Annotated in this window: 27 protein-coding genes; 8 read left to right on the top strand and 19 right to left on the bottom strand. The window is 72.1% G+C overall.

Annotated elements, in window-relative coordinates; genetic code table 11:
- From ACZ3HQ_RS06455 to ACZ3HQ_RS06395, 13 genes are all read right to left on the bottom strand, one after another.
- Positions 1-1,311: an MFS transporter gene (locus ACZ3HQ_RS06455; protein ID WP_467508566.1), complete on the bottom strand. Its 1,311-nt coding sequence runs from the start codon at positions 1,309-1,311 to the stop codon at positions 1-3.
- 367 nt (positions 1,312-1,678) lie between these two features.
- Positions 1,679-2,089, bottom strand: coding sequence for a hypothetical protein (locus ACZ3HQ_RS06450; protein WP_467508564.1), 411 nt, complete (start codon positions 2,087-2,089; stop codon positions 1,679-1,681).
- 47 nt (positions 2,090-2,136) lie between these two features.
- Positions 2,137-2,442, bottom strand: a complete 306-nt coding sequence (locus tag ACZ3HQ_RS06445) for a gas vesicle protein K (RefSeq protein WP_350906968.1) — start codon at positions 2,440-2,442, stop codon at positions 2,137-2,139.
- A complete protein-coding gene (locus tag ACZ3HQ_RS06440) occupies positions 2,439-2,675 on the bottom strand; it encodes a gas vesicle protein (protein WP_467508561.1) in 237 nt (78 codons plus the stop codon). Before ACZ3HQ_RS06440 ends, ACZ3HQ_RS06445 begins: the two co-directional genes overlap by 4 nt.
- Before the next feature lie 2 nt (positions 2,676-2,677).
- On the bottom strand, positions 2,678-3,454 hold the full coding sequence (locus ACZ3HQ_RS06435; RefSeq protein ID WP_467508559.1) for a GvpL/GvpF family gas vesicle protein: 777 nt from the start codon (positions 3,452-3,454) through the stop codon (positions 2,678-2,680).
- Complete coding sequence (locus tag ACZ3HQ_RS06430; RefSeq protein ID WP_467508557.1) at positions 3,447-3,854, bottom strand: gas vesicle protein; 408 nt, start codon at positions 3,852-3,854, stop codon at positions 3,447-3,449. The genes ACZ3HQ_RS06435 and ACZ3HQ_RS06430 overlap by 8 nt, the downstream gene beginning before the upstream one ends.
- Before the next feature lie 57 nt (positions 3,855-3,911).
- Positions 3,912-5,087 (bottom strand): SRPBCC family protein, encoded by a 1,176-nt coding sequence (locus ACZ3HQ_RS06425; RefSeq protein WP_467508555.1) that lies wholly within the window; start codon positions 5,085-5,087, stop codon positions 3,912-3,914.
- Positions 5,080-5,613, bottom strand: coding sequence for a hypothetical protein (locus tag ACZ3HQ_RS06420; RefSeq protein WP_467508553.1), 534 nt, complete (start codon positions 5,611-5,613; stop codon positions 5,080-5,082). The genes ACZ3HQ_RS06425 and ACZ3HQ_RS06420 overlap by 8 nt, the downstream gene beginning before the upstream one ends.
- Positions 5,614-5,659: 46 nt before the next feature.
- Positions 5,660-5,917, bottom strand: a complete 258-nt coding sequence (locus tag ACZ3HQ_RS06415) for a gas vesicle protein GvpG (protein ID WP_467508552.1) — start codon at positions 5,915-5,917, stop codon at positions 5,660-5,662.
- A gap of 38 nt (positions 5,918-5,955) precedes the next feature.
- Positions 5,956-6,669 (bottom strand): GvpL/GvpF family gas vesicle protein, encoded by a 714-nt coding sequence (locus ACZ3HQ_RS06410; protein WP_467508550.1) that lies wholly within the window; start codon positions 6,667-6,669, stop codon positions 5,956-5,958.
- A gap of 2 nt (positions 6,670-6,671) precedes the next feature.
- Complete coding sequence (locus ACZ3HQ_RS06405) at positions 6,672-7,124, bottom strand: gas vesicle structural protein GvpA (protein WP_467508548.1); 453 nt, start codon at positions 7,122-7,124, stop codon at positions 6,672-6,674.
- A 68-nt stretch (positions 7,125-7,192) separates the two neighbouring features.
- On the bottom strand, positions 7,193-7,501 hold the full coding sequence (locus tag ACZ3HQ_RS06400; RefSeq protein WP_467508546.1) for a gas vesicle protein GvpO: 309 nt from the start codon (positions 7,499-7,501) through the stop codon (positions 7,193-7,195).
- 136 nt (positions 7,502-7,637) lie between these two features.
- The gene (locus ACZ3HQ_RS06395; RefSeq protein WP_467508545.1) at positions 7,638-8,231 is read right to left on the bottom strand and encodes a TetR/AcrR family transcriptional regulator; all 594 of its coding nucleotides are present in this window, start codon (positions 8,229-8,231) and stop codon (positions 7,638-7,640) included.
- Between the two features lie 48 nt (positions 8,232-8,279).
- On the opposite strand from ACZ3HQ_RS06395, the gene ACZ3HQ_RS06390 reads away from it, so the two are divergent.
- Positions 8,280-8,867, top strand: coding sequence for a GNAT family N-acetyltransferase (locus tag ACZ3HQ_RS06390; RefSeq protein WP_467508544.1), 588 nt, complete (start codon positions 8,280-8,282; stop codon positions 8,865-8,867).
- A 12-nt stretch (positions 8,868-8,879) separates the two neighbouring features.
- Positions 8,880-9,362 carry a YbaK/EbsC family protein gene (locus tag ACZ3HQ_RS06385; protein WP_467508542.1) on the top strand — a complete coding sequence of 161 codons (483 nt, stop codon included), beginning with the start codon at positions 8,880-8,882 and terminating at the stop codon, positions 9,360-9,362.
- Between the two features lie 7 nt (positions 9,363-9,369).
- Here the strand turns inward: ACZ3HQ_RS06385 and ACZ3HQ_RS06380 are convergent, their stop codons facing one another.
- The gene (locus ACZ3HQ_RS06380; protein ID WP_467508540.1) at positions 9,370-9,711 is read right to left on the bottom strand and encodes an STAS domain-containing protein; all 342 of its coding nucleotides are present in this window, start codon (positions 9,709-9,711) and stop codon (positions 9,370-9,372) included.
- A gap of 404 nt (positions 9,712-10,115) precedes the next feature.
- On the opposite strand from ACZ3HQ_RS06380, the gene ACZ3HQ_RS06375 reads away from it, so the two are divergent.
- Positions 10,116-11,147 carry an LmeA family phospholipid-binding protein gene (locus ACZ3HQ_RS06375; RefSeq protein ID WP_467508538.1) on the top strand — a complete coding sequence of 344 codons (1,032 nt, stop codon included), beginning with the start codon at positions 10,116-10,118 and terminating at the stop codon, positions 11,145-11,147.
- 1 nt (position 11,148) lies between these two features.
- Here ACZ3HQ_RS06375 and ACZ3HQ_RS06370 read toward each other — a convergent pair whose 3' ends face one another.
- Positions 11,149-11,931: a TetR/AcrR family transcriptional regulator gene (locus tag ACZ3HQ_RS06370; RefSeq protein WP_467508536.1), complete on the bottom strand. Its 783-nt coding sequence runs from the start codon at positions 11,929-11,931 to the stop codon at positions 11,149-11,151.
- Between the two features lie 241 nt (positions 11,932-12,172).
- Here ACZ3HQ_RS06370 and ACZ3HQ_RS06365 point away from each other — a divergent pair, with 241 nt between their 5' ends.
- The 3 genes from ACZ3HQ_RS06365 to ACZ3HQ_RS06355 all read left to right on the top strand — a co-directional run bounded on the left by ACZ3HQ_RS06365 (position 12,173) and on the right by ACZ3HQ_RS06355 (position 15,659).
- Positions 12,173-13,885: an MFS transporter gene (locus tag ACZ3HQ_RS06365; RefSeq protein ID WP_467508534.1), complete on the top strand. Its 1,713-nt coding sequence runs from the start codon at positions 12,173-12,175 to the stop codon at positions 13,883-13,885.
- An 82-nt stretch (positions 13,886-13,967) separates the two neighbouring features.
- Positions 13,968-15,080 carry an aminotransferase class V-fold PLP-dependent enzyme gene (locus ACZ3HQ_RS06360; protein WP_467508532.1) on the top strand — a complete coding sequence of 371 codons (1,113 nt, stop codon included), beginning with the start codon at positions 13,968-13,970 and terminating at the stop codon, positions 15,078-15,080.
- Between the two features lie 69 nt (positions 15,081-15,149).
- On the top strand, positions 15,150-15,659 hold the full coding sequence (locus ACZ3HQ_RS06355) for an SRPBCC family protein (RefSeq protein WP_467508530.1): 510 nt from the start codon (positions 15,150-15,152) through the stop codon (positions 15,657-15,659).
- Between the two features lie 4 nt (positions 15,660-15,663).
- On the opposite strand, the gene ACZ3HQ_RS06350 is transcribed toward ACZ3HQ_RS06355, so the two are convergent.
- A complete protein-coding gene (locus tag ACZ3HQ_RS06350) occupies positions 15,664-15,909 on the bottom strand; it encodes a DUF6479 family protein (protein WP_467508528.1) in 246 nt (81 codons plus the stop codon).
- A gap of 211 nt (positions 15,910-16,120) precedes the next feature.
- Between ACZ3HQ_RS06350 and ACZ3HQ_RS06345 the strand changes: the two genes are divergently transcribed.
- Positions 16,121-16,291: a DUF5670 family protein gene (locus tag ACZ3HQ_RS06345; RefSeq protein WP_030805655.1), complete on the top strand. Its 171-nt coding sequence runs from the start codon at positions 16,121-16,123 to the stop codon at positions 16,289-16,291.
- 79 nt (positions 16,292-16,370) lie between these two features.
- On the opposite strand, the gene ACZ3HQ_RS06340 is transcribed toward ACZ3HQ_RS06345, so the two are convergent.
- Complete coding sequence (locus ACZ3HQ_RS06340) at positions 16,371-17,375, bottom strand: mechanosensitive ion channel family protein (protein ID WP_467508526.1); 1,005 nt, start codon at positions 17,373-17,375, stop codon at positions 16,371-16,373.
- Between the two features lie 276 nt (positions 17,376-17,651).
- On the opposite strand from ACZ3HQ_RS06340, the gene ACZ3HQ_RS06335 reads away from it, so the two are divergent.
- Positions 17,652-17,834, top strand: a complete 183-nt coding sequence (locus ACZ3HQ_RS06335) for a hypothetical protein (protein ID WP_467508524.1) — start codon at positions 17,652-17,654, stop codon at positions 17,832-17,834.
- An 11-nt stretch (positions 17,835-17,845) separates the two neighbouring features.
- On the opposite strand, the gene ACZ3HQ_RS06330 is transcribed toward ACZ3HQ_RS06335, so the two are convergent.
- Both ACZ3HQ_RS06330 and ACZ3HQ_RS06325 read right to left on the bottom strand, forming a co-directional pair.
- Positions 17,846-17,995: a hypothetical protein gene (locus ACZ3HQ_RS06330; protein ID WP_467508522.1), complete on the bottom strand. Its 150-nt coding sequence runs from the start codon at positions 17,993-17,995 to the stop codon at positions 17,846-17,848.
- Positions 17,996-18,048: 53 nt separating this feature from the next.
- Positions 18,049-18,522 carry a MarR family winged helix-turn-helix transcriptional regulator gene (locus ACZ3HQ_RS06325; RefSeq protein WP_467508520.1) on the bottom strand — a complete coding sequence of 158 codons (474 nt, stop codon included), beginning with the start codon at positions 18,520-18,522 and terminating at the stop codon, positions 18,049-18,051.
- Positions 18,523-18,598: the final 76 nt, after the last annotated feature.

Raw genomic sequence — 18,598 nt, 5'->3', positions numbered from 1 at the left:
TCAGGCGGCGGTGACCAGATCCGCCGCCCGGTCCTTGGCGGGCGGCACCGGCGCGGTGGCCCACCGGCCGCGCAACAGGTGGCCCGCGCCGACCGCGGCGGCGATGAGCAGCCCGCCCGCGACCAGGGCACCCCGCGCCCCGGCGTGCTGCATCAGCAGGCCCAGGACGGGCGGACCCGCGAGCCCCCAGAGGGTGGATACGGTGTTCCAGACGCCGAGCACGCGTCCCCGCAGGTGGGGCGGCGGGTCGGTCTGGAGCACGGTCGTCCCGGCGGTGTCCGAGACCGACTCCACCACGGCCATGGGCAGCACGAGCACCAGCAGCACCGCGAGCGACGGCGCGAGTCCGGCCACCACCTGGAGCAGACCCCCGGCCGCCGCGAGCAGGCCGACCAGCCGGACCGACGGCTTGCGCAGCCGGGCGCCCAGCACCGCGCCGACGATGCCCCCGGCGGCGAGCACCGTGGAGACCGTGCCGAAGGACCCGGCCCCGCCGGCGAGCGGCCCGGTGACCAGGACCGCCAGGGTGAGGGCGTAGTTGCGGCCGAACACCGCGCTGATCCCCGTGATGCCCGCGAGGGCGACCAGGCGCGGGCGGCGCGCGAAGAAGAGGAGACCCTGCCGTGCGCTCATGTCCGGCGCGTCCTCGGCGGCGCGGTCCGGGGCGGAGGGCTCGGTGTGGCGCAGGGGCCGCAGGAAGGGGATCACGGCGGCGACGAACAGGAAGGACAGCGCGTTGGCCGCGTAGGCGGCGGCCGTCCCGAGCAGGCCGACGGTGACTCCGGCCAGCGCGGCGCCCGCGAGCCGTCCGGCGCTGTGCACGAGGGAGCCGACGCCGATGGCGGAGGGTACGTCCTCGGCGCGGACGAGGTCGTTGCCGAGCAGCGAGCAGGCCGGTCCGTCGACGGTGGCGACCAGACCGGTCACGGCGGCCAGTGCCATGAGGGCGGGCAGATCGAGCCGGTGCGTGACGACGAGGAAGGCCGTGACGAAGGCGACGACGCCGAGGAGCGCCTGGCTGACGGCGGCGGTCAGCTTGCGCGGCCACCGGTCGACGAAGGTGCCGCCCGCCAGGCCCATCAGCAGGCCGGGGGCCGCCTGTACGGACATGGACAGGCCGGTCGCCGCGGCCGAGCCGGTGATCTGGAGCACCAGCAGGTTCTGCACCGTGAGCTGCATCCAGGTGCCGGTGTTGGAGACGAGATGGGCGACGGACCACCACCGCATGCTGCGGTACTTGAGGGAACGCCAGGGCGAGGAGTCGTCGGTGAGCGCGCGCGGGCGCGGGGCACCGGCGGAGGAGGAGGACATGGTGGCGTACCCGATGGGACGGGCCCGGTCGCGGTGACGCGCGCGGGTCTCGGCGGAGGCGGCGGGGCCGCGGGCCCTCGTCGGCCTGCGCGGTCGTTCCGCCGGAACGGTCGGCTGCCGCGGCGGGGGTCACCAGGGGACCGGCCCGGCCTGCGGCCCGACCATCGTGGCAGACCCGGACCCCCCGACCGGGCCGCCGCCTGTGACGTTCGAGTACGGTCAGCCACCGTACCCACACCTGCCTGCGCTTTCGCCCGTATGGTGCGGTTCGTCACAGAAAGCCCCCGGACACACGAGCACCTCCCGCGCGTCGTCGGACGCGAGGGAGGTCGCCGTGGGTGTCGCTGTTCTCGCGGGGCGAGTGTGCTCAGATCCGGCCCCGCGCCAGCCGGGTCAGCGGGCCCATCGGGGGCTTGGCCGTCGAGCGGCCTATCGCGAAGGCCGCTCCGGCGACGCCCGCCACCCCTGCCGCGGCCGCGGCGGCGGCCGCCTTGCGGTGCTTGATCACCGTCCACGCGGTGCCCGCGGCCTCGACGGCCTTGGCGGTGTTGGCCACGACGGCCTGCTGGCCGGTCTGGAGACCGGCGACGGCCGCGCGGCTCACGCGCTGGGTGGTGTCACCGACCGACTGGGCGGTGGAGACCGTCGACTTCTTGGCCTCCTGCGCCTGCTCCTTGGCGTTGCCGGCCGTCGCCCGCGCCGTGGCGGTACGGGAGGAAGCGGCCTTCTTGGCACTCGCCGCGGTGGTGCTCCTGGTGTTCTTCTTGTCGTCAGTCATATTGCCCTGATGTCCTTTCCCCCGGCGGTGAAACAGGGTTTTCGCATTCACAGGTCCCGGGGCAGCAACGACCCCAACGGCCCGAGATCCAGATTCAGTTCGTCCATCGTCAGGTTGTATCGGTCACACAGCTCTTCCATGCGTTCCTGGAGAATCATCAGCGTCATACCGATGCGTTCTTCCTGGTCGTCGTCGAGATCTCCCTGGTCCACCCGGTGAATGGCGGTGCGCTCCATGAGCTGGCGCAGCAATTCGACAATGGTGAGCACCAGCTTCATCAGATCCCGCTCCACCGTGTCGGGGTCCGTCCGCATATGGGCGGCGAGGGCGTTCGCGGGCGTTTCCGGCGTCATCGGTACTCCTCGGGGCGGGCACGCGGCGGAATGATGGCGGGCCCCGGCGCGTCCCCCGTGATCGAGCGGATCACCGCGCGCAGGTTGATGTGCACCAGGTCGACATCGGCGATGCTCAGCACGATGTCGCCGGTGAGCACCGCGCCGCCGTTCAGCAGCCGGTCCAGCAGGTCGATCAGGGCGACGGGCGGCTGGGCGACCGGCTCGGCGCCCTGTCCGTTCGCGGGCCGCATGCTCACCTCGCGACCCCGCCCGCGAAGGAGTACGGCGCCCAGGGCCCGGTCACCTCGATGGTGACACCCGGGAGATCCGCGGCGAGCGCGCCCAGCTCGGTACGGAACCGGTCCACGTCCCGCCGGGGCACCAGATACGCCTCGTTGGCCACGTTCTCGCCCCGCCCGGCCGACCATTCGCCCTGCTGGGGGCGGTGGACGGCACGGGCGGAGGCGAGCGCCGAGGCCACGCCGGCCGCCTGCTCCGCGGTGTCGCGGGCGGCGCCGTAGGTGTCCTGCGCGCGGCGGCGCTCGGCGCGGCGGCGCTGCAGATAGGCGCGGCCGGGGCTCGCGCCCGCCGGCTCGGGCTCCTCGGCAGCCGAGGCGGCCCTCGGCTCGGCGTACACCTTCAGCCCGAGTTCGACATGGCCGTCCAGGGTGCGCAGCAGCTCCTCGAAGGAGGGGTGCTGCTCGTCCAGCATGGCGGCCACCCGCGCCTGGTCGCGGTAGACCGTGGCCAGGCGCATCGGGAGGACCGTGGCGTGGGCGAAGGCGGCGTCCACCACGGCGTGGTGGGCCCGCGCGATCGCCTCCAGCCGCTCCAGGTCCTCCAGTTGGGGTGCGAGGTGCTCCTCGGCGAACCGGTCGGCGGGGACGGCGGACACCAGGGCGGTGAGCCCCCGTCCACCGCCGACCGTGCGTACGGTGACGCCGTCCACCCCGGTGAGCGGGGCCGCGGAGTCGAGGGCCAGGTCCCCGAGGCCGACGGCGTACACGTACTCCATCTCCGTTTCACTCACGGCCGGTCTCCCGTTCCGCGGGCTCCGGGCGGGTGTCCCCGTCGGCCTGCCGGCCGGCGGGCAGCCCGGAGGCGGCGCGCAGTCGGGCGATCTCGGCCCGCAGCCGTTCGTTCTCCTCGCTCAGCGCCGGGTCGGACGCGGCGGGAGCGGGGGCGGGCGGCTGCGCGCGGGAGGAGAGCGAGGGATCGTGCTCCCACCAGTCGATGCCCATTTCCTTCGCCTTGTCGACGGATGCGACGAGCAGGCGGAGTTTGATGGTCAGCAACTCTATGTCGAGCAGATTGATCTGGATGTCCCCCGCGATCACAATTCCCTTGTCGAGGACCCTCTCCAGAATGTCGGCCAGATTGGCGCTGCTTCCCTGCCCCGCGTAGGACGCGGGGCGCGGAGGGGCCGGCATTCGACCGGCGAGTGAATCGGACACGTTCTCAACCCTGTCTTTCGGCTGGTTCCCGGATCAGGCCCTGGCGTCGGCGGTGCGCCGGCGCCGGGAGGACCGGGGAGCCGTCTCCTCGTCCGCCTCGGGCTCTTCCTCCGGCTCGTCGTAGGACTCCTCGTCCTCCGGCGCGTCGGCCTCGGCCTCGTACTCGTCGGCGTCCTCGGGCTCGGCGTCCTCGTCGGCCTCGTCGGCCTCGTCGAGGTACTCGTCCTCGTCGTCCTCGGCGGGCTCTTCGTATTCGGCGGGCTCTTCGTACTCGGCGTCCGCGTCGGTGGGCTCGCCCTCGTCGCCCTCTTCCTCGGCGCGCGGCTCGTCCTGCTCCTCCTCGGACTCCTCCTCGGGCTGCTCCGCCTCTTCCTGTTCGATGGCGTCCTCGTGGCTGACGACCACGTCGCCGTCGCGGATCTCGCCGCGCCAGCCGTCGGTCGCCTCGCCGCGCATCATGATGAACTTGCGGTACAGCTTGAGGTCGAGCCGGGCCCGGCGGCCCTGGGCACGCCAGATGTTGCCCGTCTTCTCGAACAGCCCCTTGGGGAAGTACTCGAGGACCAGCAGCACCTTGGTGAGGTTGTCGGTGATCGCGTGGAAGGTGACGACACCCTTGACGGTGCCCTTGGCGCCCTCGGTCGTCCAGGTGATCCGCTCGTCCGGCACCTGCTCGGTGACGTTCGCCTTCCAACTGCGCGTGGACTTGGCGACCTTCACCTTCCAGTTGCTCGTGGTGTCGTCCGCCTTCTCCACGCTCACCACGCCCTTGGCGAAGGTGGAGAACTCCTGGAACTGGGTCCACTGGTCGTACGCCTCGCGCACCGGCACGCCGACTTCGATGTCCTCGACGATGGTCACGCTCTTGGACTTGCCGCCGCCGGACTTGCGCCCCTTGCCGAACAGACCCTTGACCTTGTCCTTCACGGTGTCCTTCAAGTGGGAGACGCCCGCCGACATGGCGGCCTGCGCCGGTGACTTGCCGTCGGCGAGCGCCTGCCCGCCCTTGGCGAGGCTCTTGAGCGGGCCGCCGCCGCCCTCGCCCGGCGTGCCGAGCTTGGTGACGCTCTCGCCGAGCTTGTGACCGAGCGAGCTGACGGTGTGCTCGGCGCGGGCCCGCAGATAGTTGCCCAGCGCCTCCTTCAGGCGGTCGGTCGACTCGTTGTGGACGACCTCGTCCTTGGCCCTGCTCAGCGCGGAATCAGCCATTGCCGTCACCGCCGCTCTTGCGCGTGGCGGAGGAGGCCCGCTTCTTGGCGGCCCCGCCGGCGCGGGAGGCGCCGCTGCGGGAGGCGGCCGACTTCGCGGCGCCGGTGCTCTTGCGGGCAGCCGTGGTCCTGCGGCGCGTGCCGCCCGAGCCGGAGGAGCGCTGCTGCTTGGCGGGCTTCTCCTCCTCGGCCCCTCCCTCGTCGGCCTCGTCGGCCTGCGGGCCGTCCAGCCCCTTGGTGCGCTGGGAGATGGAGTCGGCGAGCGAGTCGGCGAGGCCCGCGGCGCGCTTGGTCAGCGCCTCGGTGGCCGCGGCCTTCGTCGTCTCCACCAGCTCCTTGCGGACCTGGGCGTTGAGACCGGCGAGGGCGGGCGACTCGGCGAGCAGCGTGCCGATACGGCGCGGATCGAGGTCGAGTTTCTTGCCGGCCAGGAACATGCCCAGTCCGATGGCCATCTTGGCCTTCTTGGTCCGGCCCAGTACGTATCCGCCCACCAGCGCGGCGGCTATCTTGGCGTTCTTCGTCATTCGTCGAGCACCTCAGTCTCTGCGGGTCGTCTGTTGCGCTGTCCGGTCAGCGACTTCCTCCGTTCCCTCGCCGGTGGGCGTCGATCTCGTCCAGCCTGTCGAGCAGTTCGTCCTCGCGGCGGTCGTACTCCTCGTCGGAGATCTGGCCGCTGGTCAGCGCCCGTTCGAGTTCGGCCAGTTCGCGCCGGACGGGTTCCGGGTCGTAGTACTCCTCCTCCGCCGCGGTCAGCACCTGGTCGATGACCCAGAGCGAGCCGCGCAGCGGGGCGAGGGGAAAGGTCACGATGCCGGTGATGAGTCCCATTCCGGCGCTCCCTTCCGTCGTCGGCCGGGCGGTTCCGTTCAGACGAAGCTGTACGGCGGCAGCGGCCCGGTGAGGGTGAAGGTGTACGCGTCTCCGCGCTGGTCCGACTCGCGCTCCACCGCCTTGACGAAGCTCTCCACCCCGTCCGCGGGGACGAGGAAGGACACGTTCAGGAAGTGCGTCGAGCTGGGCTCGCCCGCCGAGAGACGGGTCGCCGCCTGCGAGAGCCGCTGGGAGAGTTCCTCGGCCTCGGCGCTGCCGCGGGCGCTCACCTCGTGGGAGATCAGCTCGCCGAGCGCGACCCGCTCGTCGTGCGCGCCGGGCTGGTCCCGCGTGCGCTCGCGCAGCTCGCGGACCTGGTCGGACTCGGCCACGATCTCGCGCAGCAGGTCGTCCTCGTCGCGGGAGACCTTGAGGTGGTACTCGACGTGGCCGTCCAGTTCCTCCAGGCGGGCGCGGTAGCGGTCGCCCTCGGCGTCCAGCGCGCTCGCGACCTGCTCGTCGTCGGGGGCGAGCAGGCCGAAGCGCATGGGGAGGGTCGCGCCGTCGCTCATCAGGACCTCCAGCACGCGCTGGTGGGCCTGCACGTCGCGGCGCTTGGCCCGCAGGCCCTCCGGCGCGTCGCTGACGACGGCGGTGAGGCTGCCGGTGCGGACGGTGCGCAGCGGCGCCGGGGTCTCGCCGACGCCGAAGACCTCCTCCAGGTGCAGCGGATGGTCGGCTCCGGTGATGCCGTATACGTAGGTGGGCACGATTACTCCCCGCGGTTCTGGCTGGACTGCCGGCTGGACGTGGACTTGCGCGGCGCGCGCTTACGGGGCTGCGACTCCTCCTCCTCGGAGTCGTCGCGCTTGCTCCCGAGCGACTCGGTGAACGCCTCGACGGCTCCGGTCAGTGCGCCTTTCGACTTGCCCCTGGCCCCGCTCTCCACGGTGTCGCCGACGATGTCGGTGAGCTGGGCCGGCGCCTTGCGGCCCGCCTCCAGGTCGAGGCGGTTGCACGCCTCGGCGAAGCGCAGGTAGGTGTCGACGCTGGCGACGACCACCCGGACGTCGATCTTGAGTATCTCGATGCCGACGAGGGAGACGCGCACGAACGCGTCGATCACGAGCCCTCGGTCCAGGATGAGTTCGAGGACGTCGTAGAGATTGCCTCCACCGCCGCCGCTTCCGCCGGACTGGGTGCTGGACTGCTGTACGAGTGCCATGCCTGACTTCTTTCCGTTGATCCGTTCAGGGCGCCGCGCGGCTCGATTCGCTGCGGCCGCCCTCTGATTCAGCGGCGGTCGATCTGACCCCGGGCGTAACGGCGTACGCGCTCGTAGGCCATGAGCCGTCCCTGCTTGTCGAGTTCGACGCGGTAGGACGCCATGACACTCATGGTGTCCGGCACCTTCTCGACCTCGACGACCTCGACGTCGGCCACCCAGCCGTCGTCGGTCGCCTTGACGGCGGAGACCGCGCCCACTTCGCGCTGGAGCAGCTCGGAGAGCTGTGCGCTCGCCTGCCGCATCACGGTCGGCAGGTCCATGCGCTCGTCCGAATCCTGACCGCTCTTCTCGTTCTTGCTGTCTGTTCTGTCCACGATCCCCTCCCCTGAACGGGAGTCTTCGAGGAGGTCCTTCACCTGTCCTCTACGCCTTCCGCTTCGGTTGCCCGTGGGTCTCGCACATATGCGTGAGCGATCGAATCGAACGGCGGTACTACCCGAGGGGGCGGGTTCAGGACGCGGCGAGAGATGTCAAGAAGCCGTCAAGCAGGGCGACTTGAGCATCCTCGGGGAACCGGCCGGGATCGAAAAGAGCCTGCACGACCAGGCCGTGGGTGAACGCGACGGCGGTGGCGGCGAGTTGCTCCGGGTCGGCGTGCGCGGGGAGTTCACCCAGCTCGCGCGCGGCTTCCAGGTGGGGGCGGAGCGAGGCGCGCAGCCGGGTGTACCGGCCGGCCTGTGCGGCGGCCAGTCCGTCGTCGGCCAGGGACAGGTCCCAGGAACTCACCCAGACCCGGTTGCGGGCGGTGTCCCCCGGCGTCAGCGGCAGGATGTCGAGCAGCATGGCCCGTACGGTGGCCAGGCCCGGTGCGGGGTGCTCGCGGCGCGGGCGCCCGGCGGACCGGCTCTCCAGCAGATCCAGGGCGTGCGTGATCAGGGCCCGTTTCGCCGGGAAGTAATGCGTCAGCATCCCGGTCGAGACCCCCATCGCGGCGGCGACCGCCCGCAGGGTCAGCCCGCCGAACCCCTTGTCCGCGAGCACCTGCCACACGGCTCGGCTCACGTCCTCACGGCGGGCTTCATGATCTCCGGGCGCGGGCGGCATGCTGCTACCTTACGTACCGAACGCTTGTTACGTACCTATCGATCGAGGGTGCCCGTGTTCTCTCTCCCGCTCGGCGACCGTGCCCGGCTCCGCCCGCTGGAGCCCTGGCGGGCACCGGAGTTCCTGGCCCACATGGACCGGGCCCGGCCCACGGTGGACCCGTGGATACGCTGGGCGGGCTTCAGCACCGACCTCGCCTCGGCCACCGCGACCCTCCAGCGGTACGCCGACCGGCAGGCCGAGGACAGCGGCCGGATCTACGGGATCTGGCTGGACGGCGTCCTGGTCGGCGGAGTCATGTTCAACCGCTTCGACACGGACACGGGCATCTGTGAGATCGGCTGCTGGCTGGAGCCGGCCGGCGAGGGACACGGGCTGGTGACACGGGCGTGCCAGGTCCTGATCGACTGGGCGTTCACGGAGCGCGGGATGAGCCGTGCGGAATGGTGGGTCGCGGCGGGCAACACCCGCAGCATCGCGGCCGCGCGCCGGCTCGGCATGACCCACGAGGGCACCCTGCGCCGCCGCTACCCCCACCGGGGCGTGCGGCAGGACAGCGAGGTCTGGTCGATCCTCGCCGAGGAGTGGCCGTCGCCCGACGACACCGACGACACCGACGACACCGACGACAAGTGACCGGAGGTCACCGTGCACGAGCGCGTACTGCGGGTCAGTGAGGCCCTGCGGGAACTGGGCAGCGACGCCGAGGTGGTCGAACTCCCCGACCCGGCGCCCACCGCGGCCACGGCGGCGGCCCAGGTCGGCTGCCCGGTGGGCGCGATCGCCAACAGCCTGGTCTTCTCCGTCGACGGTGACCCGCTGCTCGTCCTCACCAGCGGTGCCCACCGCGTGGACACCCGGCGCCTCGCCGGTCTGCTGGGCGTGGCCCGCAATCGCGTCCGGCGCGCCGACCCGGCCTTCGTCCTCACGGCCACCGGCCAGGAGGTGGGCGGCGTGGCCCCGGTCGGCCATCCGCGGCCGGTGCGCACCCTGATCGACGCGACCCTGGCCGGGTACGAGCATCTCTGGGCGGGCGCCGGGATGCCGCACACGGTGTTCCGGACGACGTACCCGGAGCTGGTGCGGATCACCGGTGGGGAGCCGGCCGAGGTCGCGGAGGGACCGGCGTAGGCGGGCCTCACTCCTCGATGACGGCCACCACGTCGAGCCCCGCGTTGCGGAGGATGCGCTGGACGGCCCGGCGGGGGCCGCGAATGGTGAGTTCGGCGGGTTCCGGGCGCAGCGTGGCTCCGCGCAGGAGGGCGTAGGCGCAGGCCAGGTCGATGTGGGTCACCTGGCTCATGTCGACGGTCCAGGCGGTCGCCGTGTGCAGCGGCGGAGCGCCGAGGATGTCCTCCAGATCGCGCAGGGCCCCGGCGCCGATGTCGCCGGCCAGGATCAGCTCGGGCAGCCGGACATCGGTGGCCGAGACCGTCACGACAGGCCCGATGGGCGGCTCGAAGGGCGGTTCGGCTGCCATGGTGACCTCCTTCGCAGCCGGAGGCGGAACACTGCTCTGCCTCCATGGTCCCTCAGCCCACCGGCTCCGTGCCCGGCGGACGGCCGGCTTCCTCGTACCGGCCCCGCGCACACGGTCGCCACATGACCGGCCAGTCTTCTTCACCCGCGCCACGCGTCCTCGTCACCCCGGTGTGAGAACCGTCGCGCCCGAGGGGCTGAACTTGCGTCCGACCTGCGGTGACGTGTTTGGGTGGCGCGATGCGCTCCTCCACTCGCATGGCGTCCCACCGCTCGACGAACGACCAGGAACACCCCGTGCCCGACGGCTCGTCAGAAGGCTGGGCCGGCCCCTGGGGGGAACCTGACGGGCGGCCCTCCGGTCGCCGCGGGCGCGGACGGAAGCGCACCCGGCGGTTCAAGAATTTGCGGCGCCTGGTGAAGGCCGGGGTCGCGGTCGCCGTCGCGCTGGCCTTCCTGGTGCTGGGCGACCGGTTCGCGGTGCTCTTCGCGGAGCGCGAGGCCGAGGACCAGTTGCAGAAGTCGCTGCGTCTGGAGGCCGCGCCGCAGGTGGAGATCGACGGCTTCCCGTTCCTGACGCAGGTGCTGGACAAGCGGATCGGCACCGCGCACGTCACCGTCCCCGACCTCGCCGCCGACCGGGTCTCCCTGGCGCGGGTCCACGCCACGGCGCACGACGTACGGCTCGACGGCGACCTCCCTTCCCACCTCAGGGGCGGCACCGTCGATTCGGTCGACGGCGACGTGCTGCTCTCCTTCGAGGATCTCGACCGTGAACTGGGCGCTTCCCAGGTGGAGTTCAGCAAGCTGGGCCCGGACGCGATCAAGGCGGACGGGCAGGTGCCGGTCGGCGGGCAGCGTCTCGGGCTGCACGCGGAGGCGCGCATCGGGCGGTCGGGCGACCGCGGGGTGTCGACCGACATCAGCCGCATGCGGCTCGACATCGGGGACGTGGCCGTCTTCCGGCCCGGCCGCGACGGTGGGCTCCGGCTCACCCCGAAGGCGGCGCGCGCGGTCGCGGAACAGCGGGACAAGGTACGCGCCATGCTGGCGGTACCGGTGATCGCGGAGCGTGCCGGGATCGACCGGGCGCAGATCCGCGGGGCGCTGCGCAGCGAACCGGCGCTGGAGCGGCTCACCGGTACACCGGGGTTCGTGGGCAAGCTGATGAAGGTCAATCTGTTCGACGTGGTCGCCGACCAGCCCGACCTGCCGGCGAAGCTCGGCGTCGACCCCAAGCTGATGGGGGCGGTACGGGGGGTCACCGAGCCGCAGCTCGCCGATCAGCTCAACCTGTCGTTCGAGCTGCCGAAGACGCCGGGTGACATCCGTATCCAGCGGATCACGGTGGAGCGGGACGGCATCCGGGCCCACCTGAGCGGCGGCGCGCTGCCGTTCGGCGACACGTCGAAGGCGCGGGCGGCGGGCGGCCGCTGACTCAGGCGTCCGGCGCCTTGTCCGGCAGGTAGCTCGCCAGGCCCCGCAGGATGATCTCCAGACCGATGTCGAACCGCTCGTCTGAGGAGTCGTTCACCATCAGATCGGCGAGCGCGCGCAGGTGGGGGAAGTCCGCCGGGGGCAGGGACGCGAAGTAGTTCTGCATCTCGCCGGCCATCTCGCGCCAGTCGGGGCGGGCCAGTGAGGAGTCACCGTCGTCGGGCCGGGCGTCGGCCCGGTCCTGCCACATGCCCTCCTCCAGCACGAAGCCGTCGATGTAGGTGGAGATGAGGTCCCCGGCTTCCGCCGCGATCCGGTCCGGGAGCCCCGCCGTACGGAATATGGCGAGCAGCCCCTCGACGTGAGGCAGCAGTTCGGCCGTGAAGGGGACGTGGGCCATGGAGATCCGGGCGACGTCCCGGTGGGACAGCAGGCGCTCGCGTCCGGCGCGCGCGTAGTCCCGGACCTGCTCGCGCCACCGCTCGGGGTCGGGCTCGGGCATCTGGAAGCCGTCGAAGAGCCGGGTGTACATCAGCTCCAGCAGGTCGTCCTTGGAGCTGACGTAGGCGTAGAGCGCGGAGACGGTGACGCCCAGTTCGGCCGCCACCTGGCGCATGGAGAGCCCGTCGAGCCCCTGGCGGTCCAGTACGGAGAAGGCGGCCTCGACGATCCGCTCGCGCGACAGCGGGGTGCGCTGGGCCGCCGCCTGGGGGCGGGCGGGACGCTCACGATCCCAGGGGGACGGCGGAGGGGGTGCGGGGTTGCCGGCGGCCGCGTCGCTCATGGGAACAGTCTAGGGCCGCCGGAGAACAGTGTTCACGGCTGGTGAGCGGTGCGTGTCCCCCGGCTCCTCGTTCTCCGAGCGGTTGTCCACAGGGCTGTCCCGCCGGCGGTCGACGCGATATATCTTGTTCTCGCGACCTGCTTGCGCTATATCTTGATGAACAGCGTTCTCCGGGTGAGCAGTGTTCTGCTACGGTGAACAGTGTTCTCCGGCTTCGGCCCCTTCCGCGAGGAGTTTTTCGATGTCCACCACCGGTGTCGCGTCCGCCGAGACGCCCACTGACTCACCAGCGCCCTACCGGTGGCGCTGGGCTGCGCTCTTCGTGATCCTCGCGGCCGAGGTGATGGACCTCCTGGACGCCGTGGTCACGAACATCGCGGGCCCGTCCATGCGGGCCGATCTGGGCGGCGGCGCCTCCACCCTCCAGTGGCTCGCCGCCGCGTACACGCTCTCGATGGCCGTCGGCCTGGTCACCGGCGGCCGCCTCGGCGACATCCACGGCCGCCGCAACATGTTCCTGGTCGGCGCCGCGGGCTTCACCGCGGGCTCGCTGCTGTGCGCGGTCTCGGTGTCGCCCGCGATGCTGATCGGCGCCCGTGTCGTGCAGGGGCTCTTCGGCGCGGTGATGCTGCCGCAGGGCCTCGGCATGATCAAGGAGATGTTCCCGCCGAAGGAGTCGCAGAAGGCGTTCGGCATGTTCGGCCCGGTCATGGGCCTGTCCGCGGTCTCCGGGCCGATCCTGGCGGGCTGGCTCGTGGACGCCGACTACTTCGGCACCGGCTGGCGCATGATCTTCCTGGTCAACCTGCCGCTGGGCGCCGCCGCCCTGCTGGGTGCCGTGCGCTACCTGCCGAAGACCCGCTCCGAGAGCAAGCCGCGTCTCGACATCCCCGGCATGCTCCTGGTCTCCCTGGCCGCCCTGCTCCTCATCTTCCCGCTGGTCCAGGGCCGCGAGTACGACTGGCCGGTGTGGACCTTCGTGATGATGGCCGCCTCGGTCGTCGTCTTCGCCGCCTTCGCGGTGTACGAGGCGCGGCGCAGCCGGGCGGGGCTGGACCCGCTGGTGGTCGTCAGCCTGTTCCGCAAGCGGGGCTTCAGCGGCGGCATGATCCTCGGCCTGGTCTTCTTCTCGGCCATGCAGGGCTTCATGCTGGTCTTCAACCTGTACACCCAGATCGGCCTCGGCTACTCGCCGCTGAAGGCGGGCCTGGTGATGGTGCCCTGGTCGGGCGGCATGATCGTCGGCTTCGGGCTCGCGCAGGCGGTCACCCGGTTCGGCCGTGCCGTGCTCCAGGGCGGCGCGCTGGTCATGGCGGCCGGTGTGTTCGCGGTGTGGCTGACCCTGGACCTCGCGGGCAGCGGGGTCGGCCCCTGGCAGCTCCTGCCCTCGCTGCTGGTCACGGGCATCGGGATGGGCCTGCTGATGGCACCCTTCTTCGACATCGTGCTGGCCAGCGTCGAGCAGCACGAGACAGGCTCGGCTTCCGGCACCATGACGGCGGTCCAGCAGCTCGGCGGCGCCTTCGGCGTGGCCATCCTCGGCACCGTCTTCTTCGGCCTGCTGGGTGGCGGTATCGCCACAGCCGTCGACCACCGCTCCGACGGCCTGCGCAAGGAACTGACCGCCGCGCACGTCGCGCCGGCCGCCCAGGACCGTGTCGTGGCGGACCTGCGGACCTGTGCCTCGGACCGCGCGGTCGCCAAGGACCCGGCCGCGACCCCGGCCTCCTGCACCACGCTGGAGAAGGACACCCGGTCGGTCGTCACCTCGCCGCAGGACGGCGCCCGGATACCGGCCGCGCTCCGGTCCACCGCCACTTCGGCCTTCAAGGGCGGCTTCGGCTCCGTCATGAAGACCGTGCTGTGGATCGTGGACGGGATGCTCGTCCTGACGTTCCTGCTCGCCTTCCTCCTGCCGCGCCGGGCGCGCCCGGAGGAATCCGCCGGCCACTGAGCCGGCACGGAGCGGACGGCACGGGCCGGGCATCCCCAGGGCGGGGGTGCCCGGCCCGTGGCGTACCGGGGAGGATGGGCCCGTGCTCACTTCGTACGCAGCTCACTTCGACACGCCGGCCGGGTATCTCGACTTCGCGCGGTTCGGGCCGCCGTCGCGGGACGCCGTGGAGGCCACCGCGCGGGCCCTGGCGGAGTCCGCCCGCGCCGACCACACCACGGTGGACGGCCTGATGCGGGCGGAAGCGGCCGCGCGGGACACCGCGGCGCGCCTCGCGGGGACCGACGCCCGGCACACCGTGCTGCTGCCGAACGCGTCCACCGGCCTCTTCCACGCCGCGCTCGGCCTCCGGGAGGGCACGGTCCTCGTGCCCCGCACCGACTTTCCCGCCAACCACTACCCGTGGCGCCGCACCGCGGGGCTCGGCCGGGTCACGCCCCGCTGGCTCGACCCGGAACCGGGTGGCGGGGTGACCCCGGAGCTGGTGCGGTCCGCGCTGACCGAGGACGTCGTGGCGCTGTCGGTGAGCGCGGTGGACTTCCGTACCGGGTTCCGGGCGGATCTGGCCGGGCTGCGGGAGGCGATCGGGCCGGACCGGCTGCTGGTCGTGGACGCCATCCAGGCGTTCGGCGCGGCCGGGCTGCCGTGGGACGCGGCGGACGTGGTGGTGGCCGGCGGCCAGAAGTGGCTGCGCGCCGGGTGGGCGACGGGCTTCGCGACCCTGTCCGACCGTGCGCTGGAGACCCTGGAACCGGTGCTCACCGGCTGGACGGGCGTGGCGGAGGCCGGTCACTTCGACGGCGCTGAGCACCCGCCCGCCGCGGACGCGGGCCGCTGGTCCATCACCAACCTGAGCCCGGTGACGGCAGCCGCGTTCGCGGCCGCGCTGGACCTCGTCGAGCGGCACACCGTGGGCGCGATCGAGGCGGCCGTCGCGGAGCGGGTCGGCGAACTCGCCGAGGTCGTCCGGGCGTCCGGCGGCCATGTCCTCTCCCCCGCCGACCCGGCCCGGCGCGCGGGCATCCTGTCCTTCACGGTGCCGGACCGCGACCCGGCGCTGGTGGCGAAGGCGCTGCACGCCGAAGGTGTGACACCCACGGTGCGCGCGGACTCGCTGAGGTTCTCCCCGCACGCCTCGACCCCGCCGGAGGTGTGCGACCGGGTCGCGGCCGCGCTGGCGGCCGTCGGGGACTGACCGGTCCGGGGGACCGTGCCATGATTCCTACCCGGCAGTAGCTTCATGTCCGCGGTAGGAGGCAGCGCAGTGGCCCGTGTGTTGAGTGTGAGCGACAGCATCGTCATCGACGTCTCGCCGGACGCCGCCTACCGGGCGGTGAGCGACCCCGGTGACATGGGCCGCTGGAGCCCGGAGAACCTGGGCACCGCCCCCGGCTCGGCGGCGGGCCCGGCCCAGGTGGGCACCAGCTTCGTCGGCCGGAACAAGCGCGGACGCTTCCGCTGGGTGACCCGGTGCACGGTCACGGCCGCCGAGCCGGGCCGCCGCTTCGCCTTCCGGGTGCACGCCATCGGCGTCGGCCGCCCGCGCCTGCGCGGCCCGATCGCCACCTGGGAGTACCGCTTCGAGCCGGAGGGCGACGGCACGCGCGTCACCGAGATCTGGACCGACGACCGCCGCACCTGGCCCGACTTCGTGGCCGGCGTCTTCGACCGGGTCGTCACCTCGGGCAGCACCTTCCCCGACTTCCAGGCCCGCAACATCCGCAGGACGCTGGCCAACCTCAAGCGGGAACTGGAGCGACAGCACACCGGGTGAGCCGTCAGTGGCGCCGGTGGGAGTGGTTCTCCGGGTTGTCCTCCGGGGTCTGCCAGCCGACGCCCGACTGGTCCTGCGGGCCCCGGCGGGCGTCGGCGCCGGGCGACTGCGTGGACATGCGGCGCGCGCGTGCCCGTCGGCTGCCCAGCAGGAATCCGCCCAGCAGGATCACGGCGACGATCACGCCCACGACCAGGAGCCAGAGCGCGCTCTTGCTGGAGGCGGCGAGGAATTCAGCAGCGATGTTCATGCAGGGCGGTTACCCCCGCGCACGCGGAGAATCCCTCCTCACCGGCCCTGTCAGCCTCCTCCGCCCCCCGCGCTGCACCGAACGGAGCACCGCCGCCGGGACGGCCTGCACGGCAACACGTCCACATGCCCTTCAAGTCGAGTGGATAACTTGGCAGTTGTGTGCGTGTATTCGCTGGTCAGGGGCAATCGACGGTCAGGAGGTTATGACAATGGTTCCTTTGCTTCTGGTTCTTCTGCTGGCTCTCATCCTCTTCGGCGCGGGCTTCGCCCTGAAGGCGCTGTGGTGGATAGCGGTGATCGTCCTGGTCGTGTGGCTGGTCGGCTTCTTCGTCCGCCCGGCGGGCAGCGGTGGCCGTCGTGGCCGCTGGTACCGCTGGTAGGCGCACCGCGCACACACCGCATGACATGACGAGAGGCCCGGCCTTCCCAAGGCCGGGCCCCTCGTCGTGCGCGGAGGGTTCAGCGGGCGGCGAGCCGCGTCGTCTCCGGGTCCTCGTTGCGCAGCCAGATGGTGCGCTGCGGGAACGGGATGTCGATGTCGGCCGCGTCCAGCGCCTCCTTCACCCGGCGGCGCAGCTCGCGGGTGACGCCCCACTGCTGGAGCGGGACCGTCTTCACCGCGAGGCGGACGACGACACCGTCCGCGTCCAGCGACTGCACACCCCACACGCCGGGGTCCTCCAGCAGTACGGCGGAGAAGGCCGGGTCCTGGCGCAGGCTGCGGCCGGCGTCCTCCAGCACCTGGTAGACGGTGTCGAGGTTGGCGTCGTAGGCGACGGCGACGTCCAGGACGGCGCGGGCCCAGTCCTGGCTGTCGTTGCGGACGCGGAGGACCTCGCCGTTGCGGATGTGCCACAGGCCGCCGTTGAGGTCGCGGACGTGGGTGAGGCGCAGGCCGATGTGCTCGACCTCGCCGACGGCCTCGCCGAGGTCGACGGTGTCACCGACGCCGTACTGGTCCTCGACCATGATGAGCAGGCCGGAGAGGTAGTCGGCGACCAGGCTCTGCGCGCCGAACCCGATGGCGAGGCCGACCACTCCGGCACTGGCCAGCAGCGGGCCGAGGGCGATGCCGACCTGGTCGAGGATCATGGCCGTACCCAGCAGGGCCAGGACTATGGTGACGCCGCTGCTGAGCACCGAGCCGATGGTGCGGGCGCGCTGTTCGCGGCGCTGGGAGGAGCGGGAGCGGTCACGCAGCAGGACGGCGGCCCCGCGTCCGGTGCGGCGCGGCGGGCGGGACTCGTGCTCGTCGCCGGAGGGTTGCAGGATGTGCTGGACGACGCGGGTGATGGCGCGCTTGGCCACCCACCGGATCACCGCCAGGACGACGATGATCAGGACGATGCGCAGGGGGACCTCGACCAGTGCCGTGGTATGCGCCTCCAGCCAGTCCGGCCAGGACGCGGCCAGATGCACGGCTCCGGACGCGCTGGGCTGCGGGGAAAGGTGCGGTGTCGGCACGACTACTCCGTATTCGACGACTTTCGGACTCGTCGGCCGCGTCTACCCTCGAATAACGAAGGCATGATCATCTAAGCTGACCAGTTGGACTCGGGTCCCCTCGGCGCGCGTTGCCGGTACCGCCCCTTAAGGTGTCGTGTGCCCGTTCCTGGCCGGGCGTTCCTCGGCGCCGCCGTCTTTGGGCCCGCTGACGGTCCGGCCACGGCAGGTGACCGTCACCCGTCCCGTCGCTCCCTCCCACCACCCGGCGACCCACTGGAAAGAGCAGCCTCCGTCATGTTCACCGACACCCCCATCTTCAGCCGTCTCGTCGCCGAGCGCGGTGACGTCCCCGCCGAGGTGCGGGGCGAAGCCGACCGCATACACCGCGACCTGGCACGGGTGATGCCACCGGGCACCGGTCTGCCCGGCGCCGGTTCGCACGCGCCCGGCCCGATGGGGCCGCTCCCCGGCCGCTGACGGACACCGCGTCAGCCCACCCTGCGCGGCCGGACCGACGCGTTCGCGCAGTCGCCGCCCGGCAGGTCGGCGACGGGCCGGCCGAGGTCGGTCCGGCCGCCGCCCGCACGGGACTCGGTCCGCAGCCGGGGGACGGTGCCGTCGGGCTCGCCGTACTCCACGGGCGGCGTCAGGGACGCCCCGTCACTCGTTCCCCCGGGGGGGAGGCCCGATCTCAGCGTTCCGCGGCGAGTTCGCGGTTCAGGGCGCCGAGGAACTCCGCGACCGTGTCGAGCTGTTCCGGGGTGAAGCGGCCGCGGGCCGCCTCCGTGCCGCGGGCGAGGGGGCTGAAGTACTGGCGGGCGAGGGTGCGGGCGCCGGGGTTGTAGTGCAGATGGACCACCCGGCGGTCGGCGGTGTCGCGGGCGCGGGTGATGTGACCGGCGCGTTCCAGGCGGTCCAGACACGCCGACACGGCGCCCGAGGTGAGGTTCAGGCGCTCGCGCAGCCGGGAAGGGGTCATCGGCTCGCCGTCCAGAGCCGAGGCGTCCATGATCGCGGCGAGCGCGTGGACGTCCGTGGCGTGGAGGCCGTGCGCGTGGGCGAACGCGTGGGCGATGCGGTTCATCTCGCTGTTCAGGGTGCGCAGGAGGACGGCGTACCCCTGGAGGTCGCTGGGAGGACGCTCCTGCGGGCGTTCGGGCTGCATGTCCCCAGGATATGATCTCCAGTTACCTCGATCATTGAGATACTTTACGGTTGAGCCACCTTGCCCGGCATCCGCC

The sequence above is a fragment of the Streptomyces sp. NPDC018263 genome (assembly GCF_055562575.1).
This window is presented reverse-complemented; position numbering and strand designations above follow the sequence as displayed.

Excerpts from the sequence above, each read along its gene's own strand:
- ACZ3HQ_RS06455 (WP_467508566.1), bottom strand. The coding sequence starts at position 1,311 with ATGTCCTCCTCCTCCGCCGGTGCCCCGCGCCCGCGCGCGCTCACCGAC.
- ACZ3HQ_RS06450 (WP_467508564.1), bottom strand. The coding sequence starts at position 2,089 with ATGACTGACGACAAGAAGAACACCAGGAGCACCACCGCGGCGAGTGCC.
- ACZ3HQ_RS06445 (WP_350906968.1), bottom strand. The coding sequence starts at position 2,442 with ATGACGCCGGAAACGCCCGCGAACGCCCTCGCCGCCCATATGCGGACG.
- ACZ3HQ_RS06440 (WP_467508561.1), bottom strand. The coding sequence starts at position 2,675 with ATGCGGCCCGCGAACGGACAGGGCGCCGAGCCGGTCGCCCAGCCGCCC.
- ACZ3HQ_RS06430 (WP_467508557.1), bottom strand. The coding sequence starts at position 3,854 with ATGCCGGCCCCTCCGCGCCCCGCGTCCTACGCGGGGCAGGGAAGCAGC.
- ACZ3HQ_RS06425 (WP_467508555.1), bottom strand. The coding sequence starts at position 5,087 with ATGGCTGATTCCGCGCTGAGCAGGGCCAAGGACGAGGTCGTCCACAAC.
- ACZ3HQ_RS06420 (WP_467508553.1), bottom strand. The coding sequence starts at position 5,613 with ATGACGAAGAACGCCAAGATAGCCGCCGCGCTGGTGGGCGGATACGTA.
- ACZ3HQ_RS06415 (WP_467508552.1), bottom strand. The coding sequence starts at position 5,917 with ATGGGACTCATCACCGGCATCGTGACCTTTCCCCTCGCCCCGCTGCGC.
- ACZ3HQ_RS06405 (WP_467508548.1), bottom strand. The coding sequence starts at position 7,124 with ATGGCACTCGTACAGCAGTCCAGCACCCAGTCCGGCGGAAGCGGCGGC.
- ACZ3HQ_RS06395 (WP_467508545.1), bottom strand. The coding sequence starts at position 8,231 with ATGCCGCCCGCGCCCGGAGATCATGAAGCCCGCCGTGAGGACGTGAGC.
- ACZ3HQ_RS06380 (WP_467508540.1), bottom strand. The coding sequence starts at position 9,711 with ATGGCAGCCGAACCGCCCTTCGAGCCGCCCATCGGGCCTGTCGTGACG.
- ACZ3HQ_RS06370 (WP_467508536.1), bottom strand. The coding sequence starts at position 11,931 with ATGAGCGACGCGGCCGCCGGCAACCCCGCACCCCCTCCGCCGTCCCCC.
- ACZ3HQ_RS06365 (WP_467508534.1), top strand. The coding sequence starts at position 12,173 with ATGTCCACCACCGGTGTCGCGTCCGCCGAGACGCCCACTGACTCACCA.
- ACZ3HQ_RS06350 (WP_467508528.1), bottom strand. The coding sequence starts at position 15,909 with ATGAACATCGCTGCTGAATTCCTCGCCGCCTCCAGCAAGAGCGCGCTC.
- ACZ3HQ_RS06345 (WP_030805655.1), top strand. The coding sequence starts at position 16,121 with ATGGTTCCTTTGCTTCTGGTTCTTCTGCTGGCTCTCATCCTCTTCGGC.
- ACZ3HQ_RS06335 (WP_467508524.1), top strand. The coding sequence starts at position 17,652 with ATGTTCACCGACACCCCCATCTTCAGCCGTCTCGTCGCCGAGCGCGGT.
- ACZ3HQ_RS06325 (WP_467508520.1), bottom strand. The coding sequence starts at position 18,522 with ATGCAGCCCGAACGCCCGCAGGAGCGTCCTCCCAGCGACCTCCAGGGG.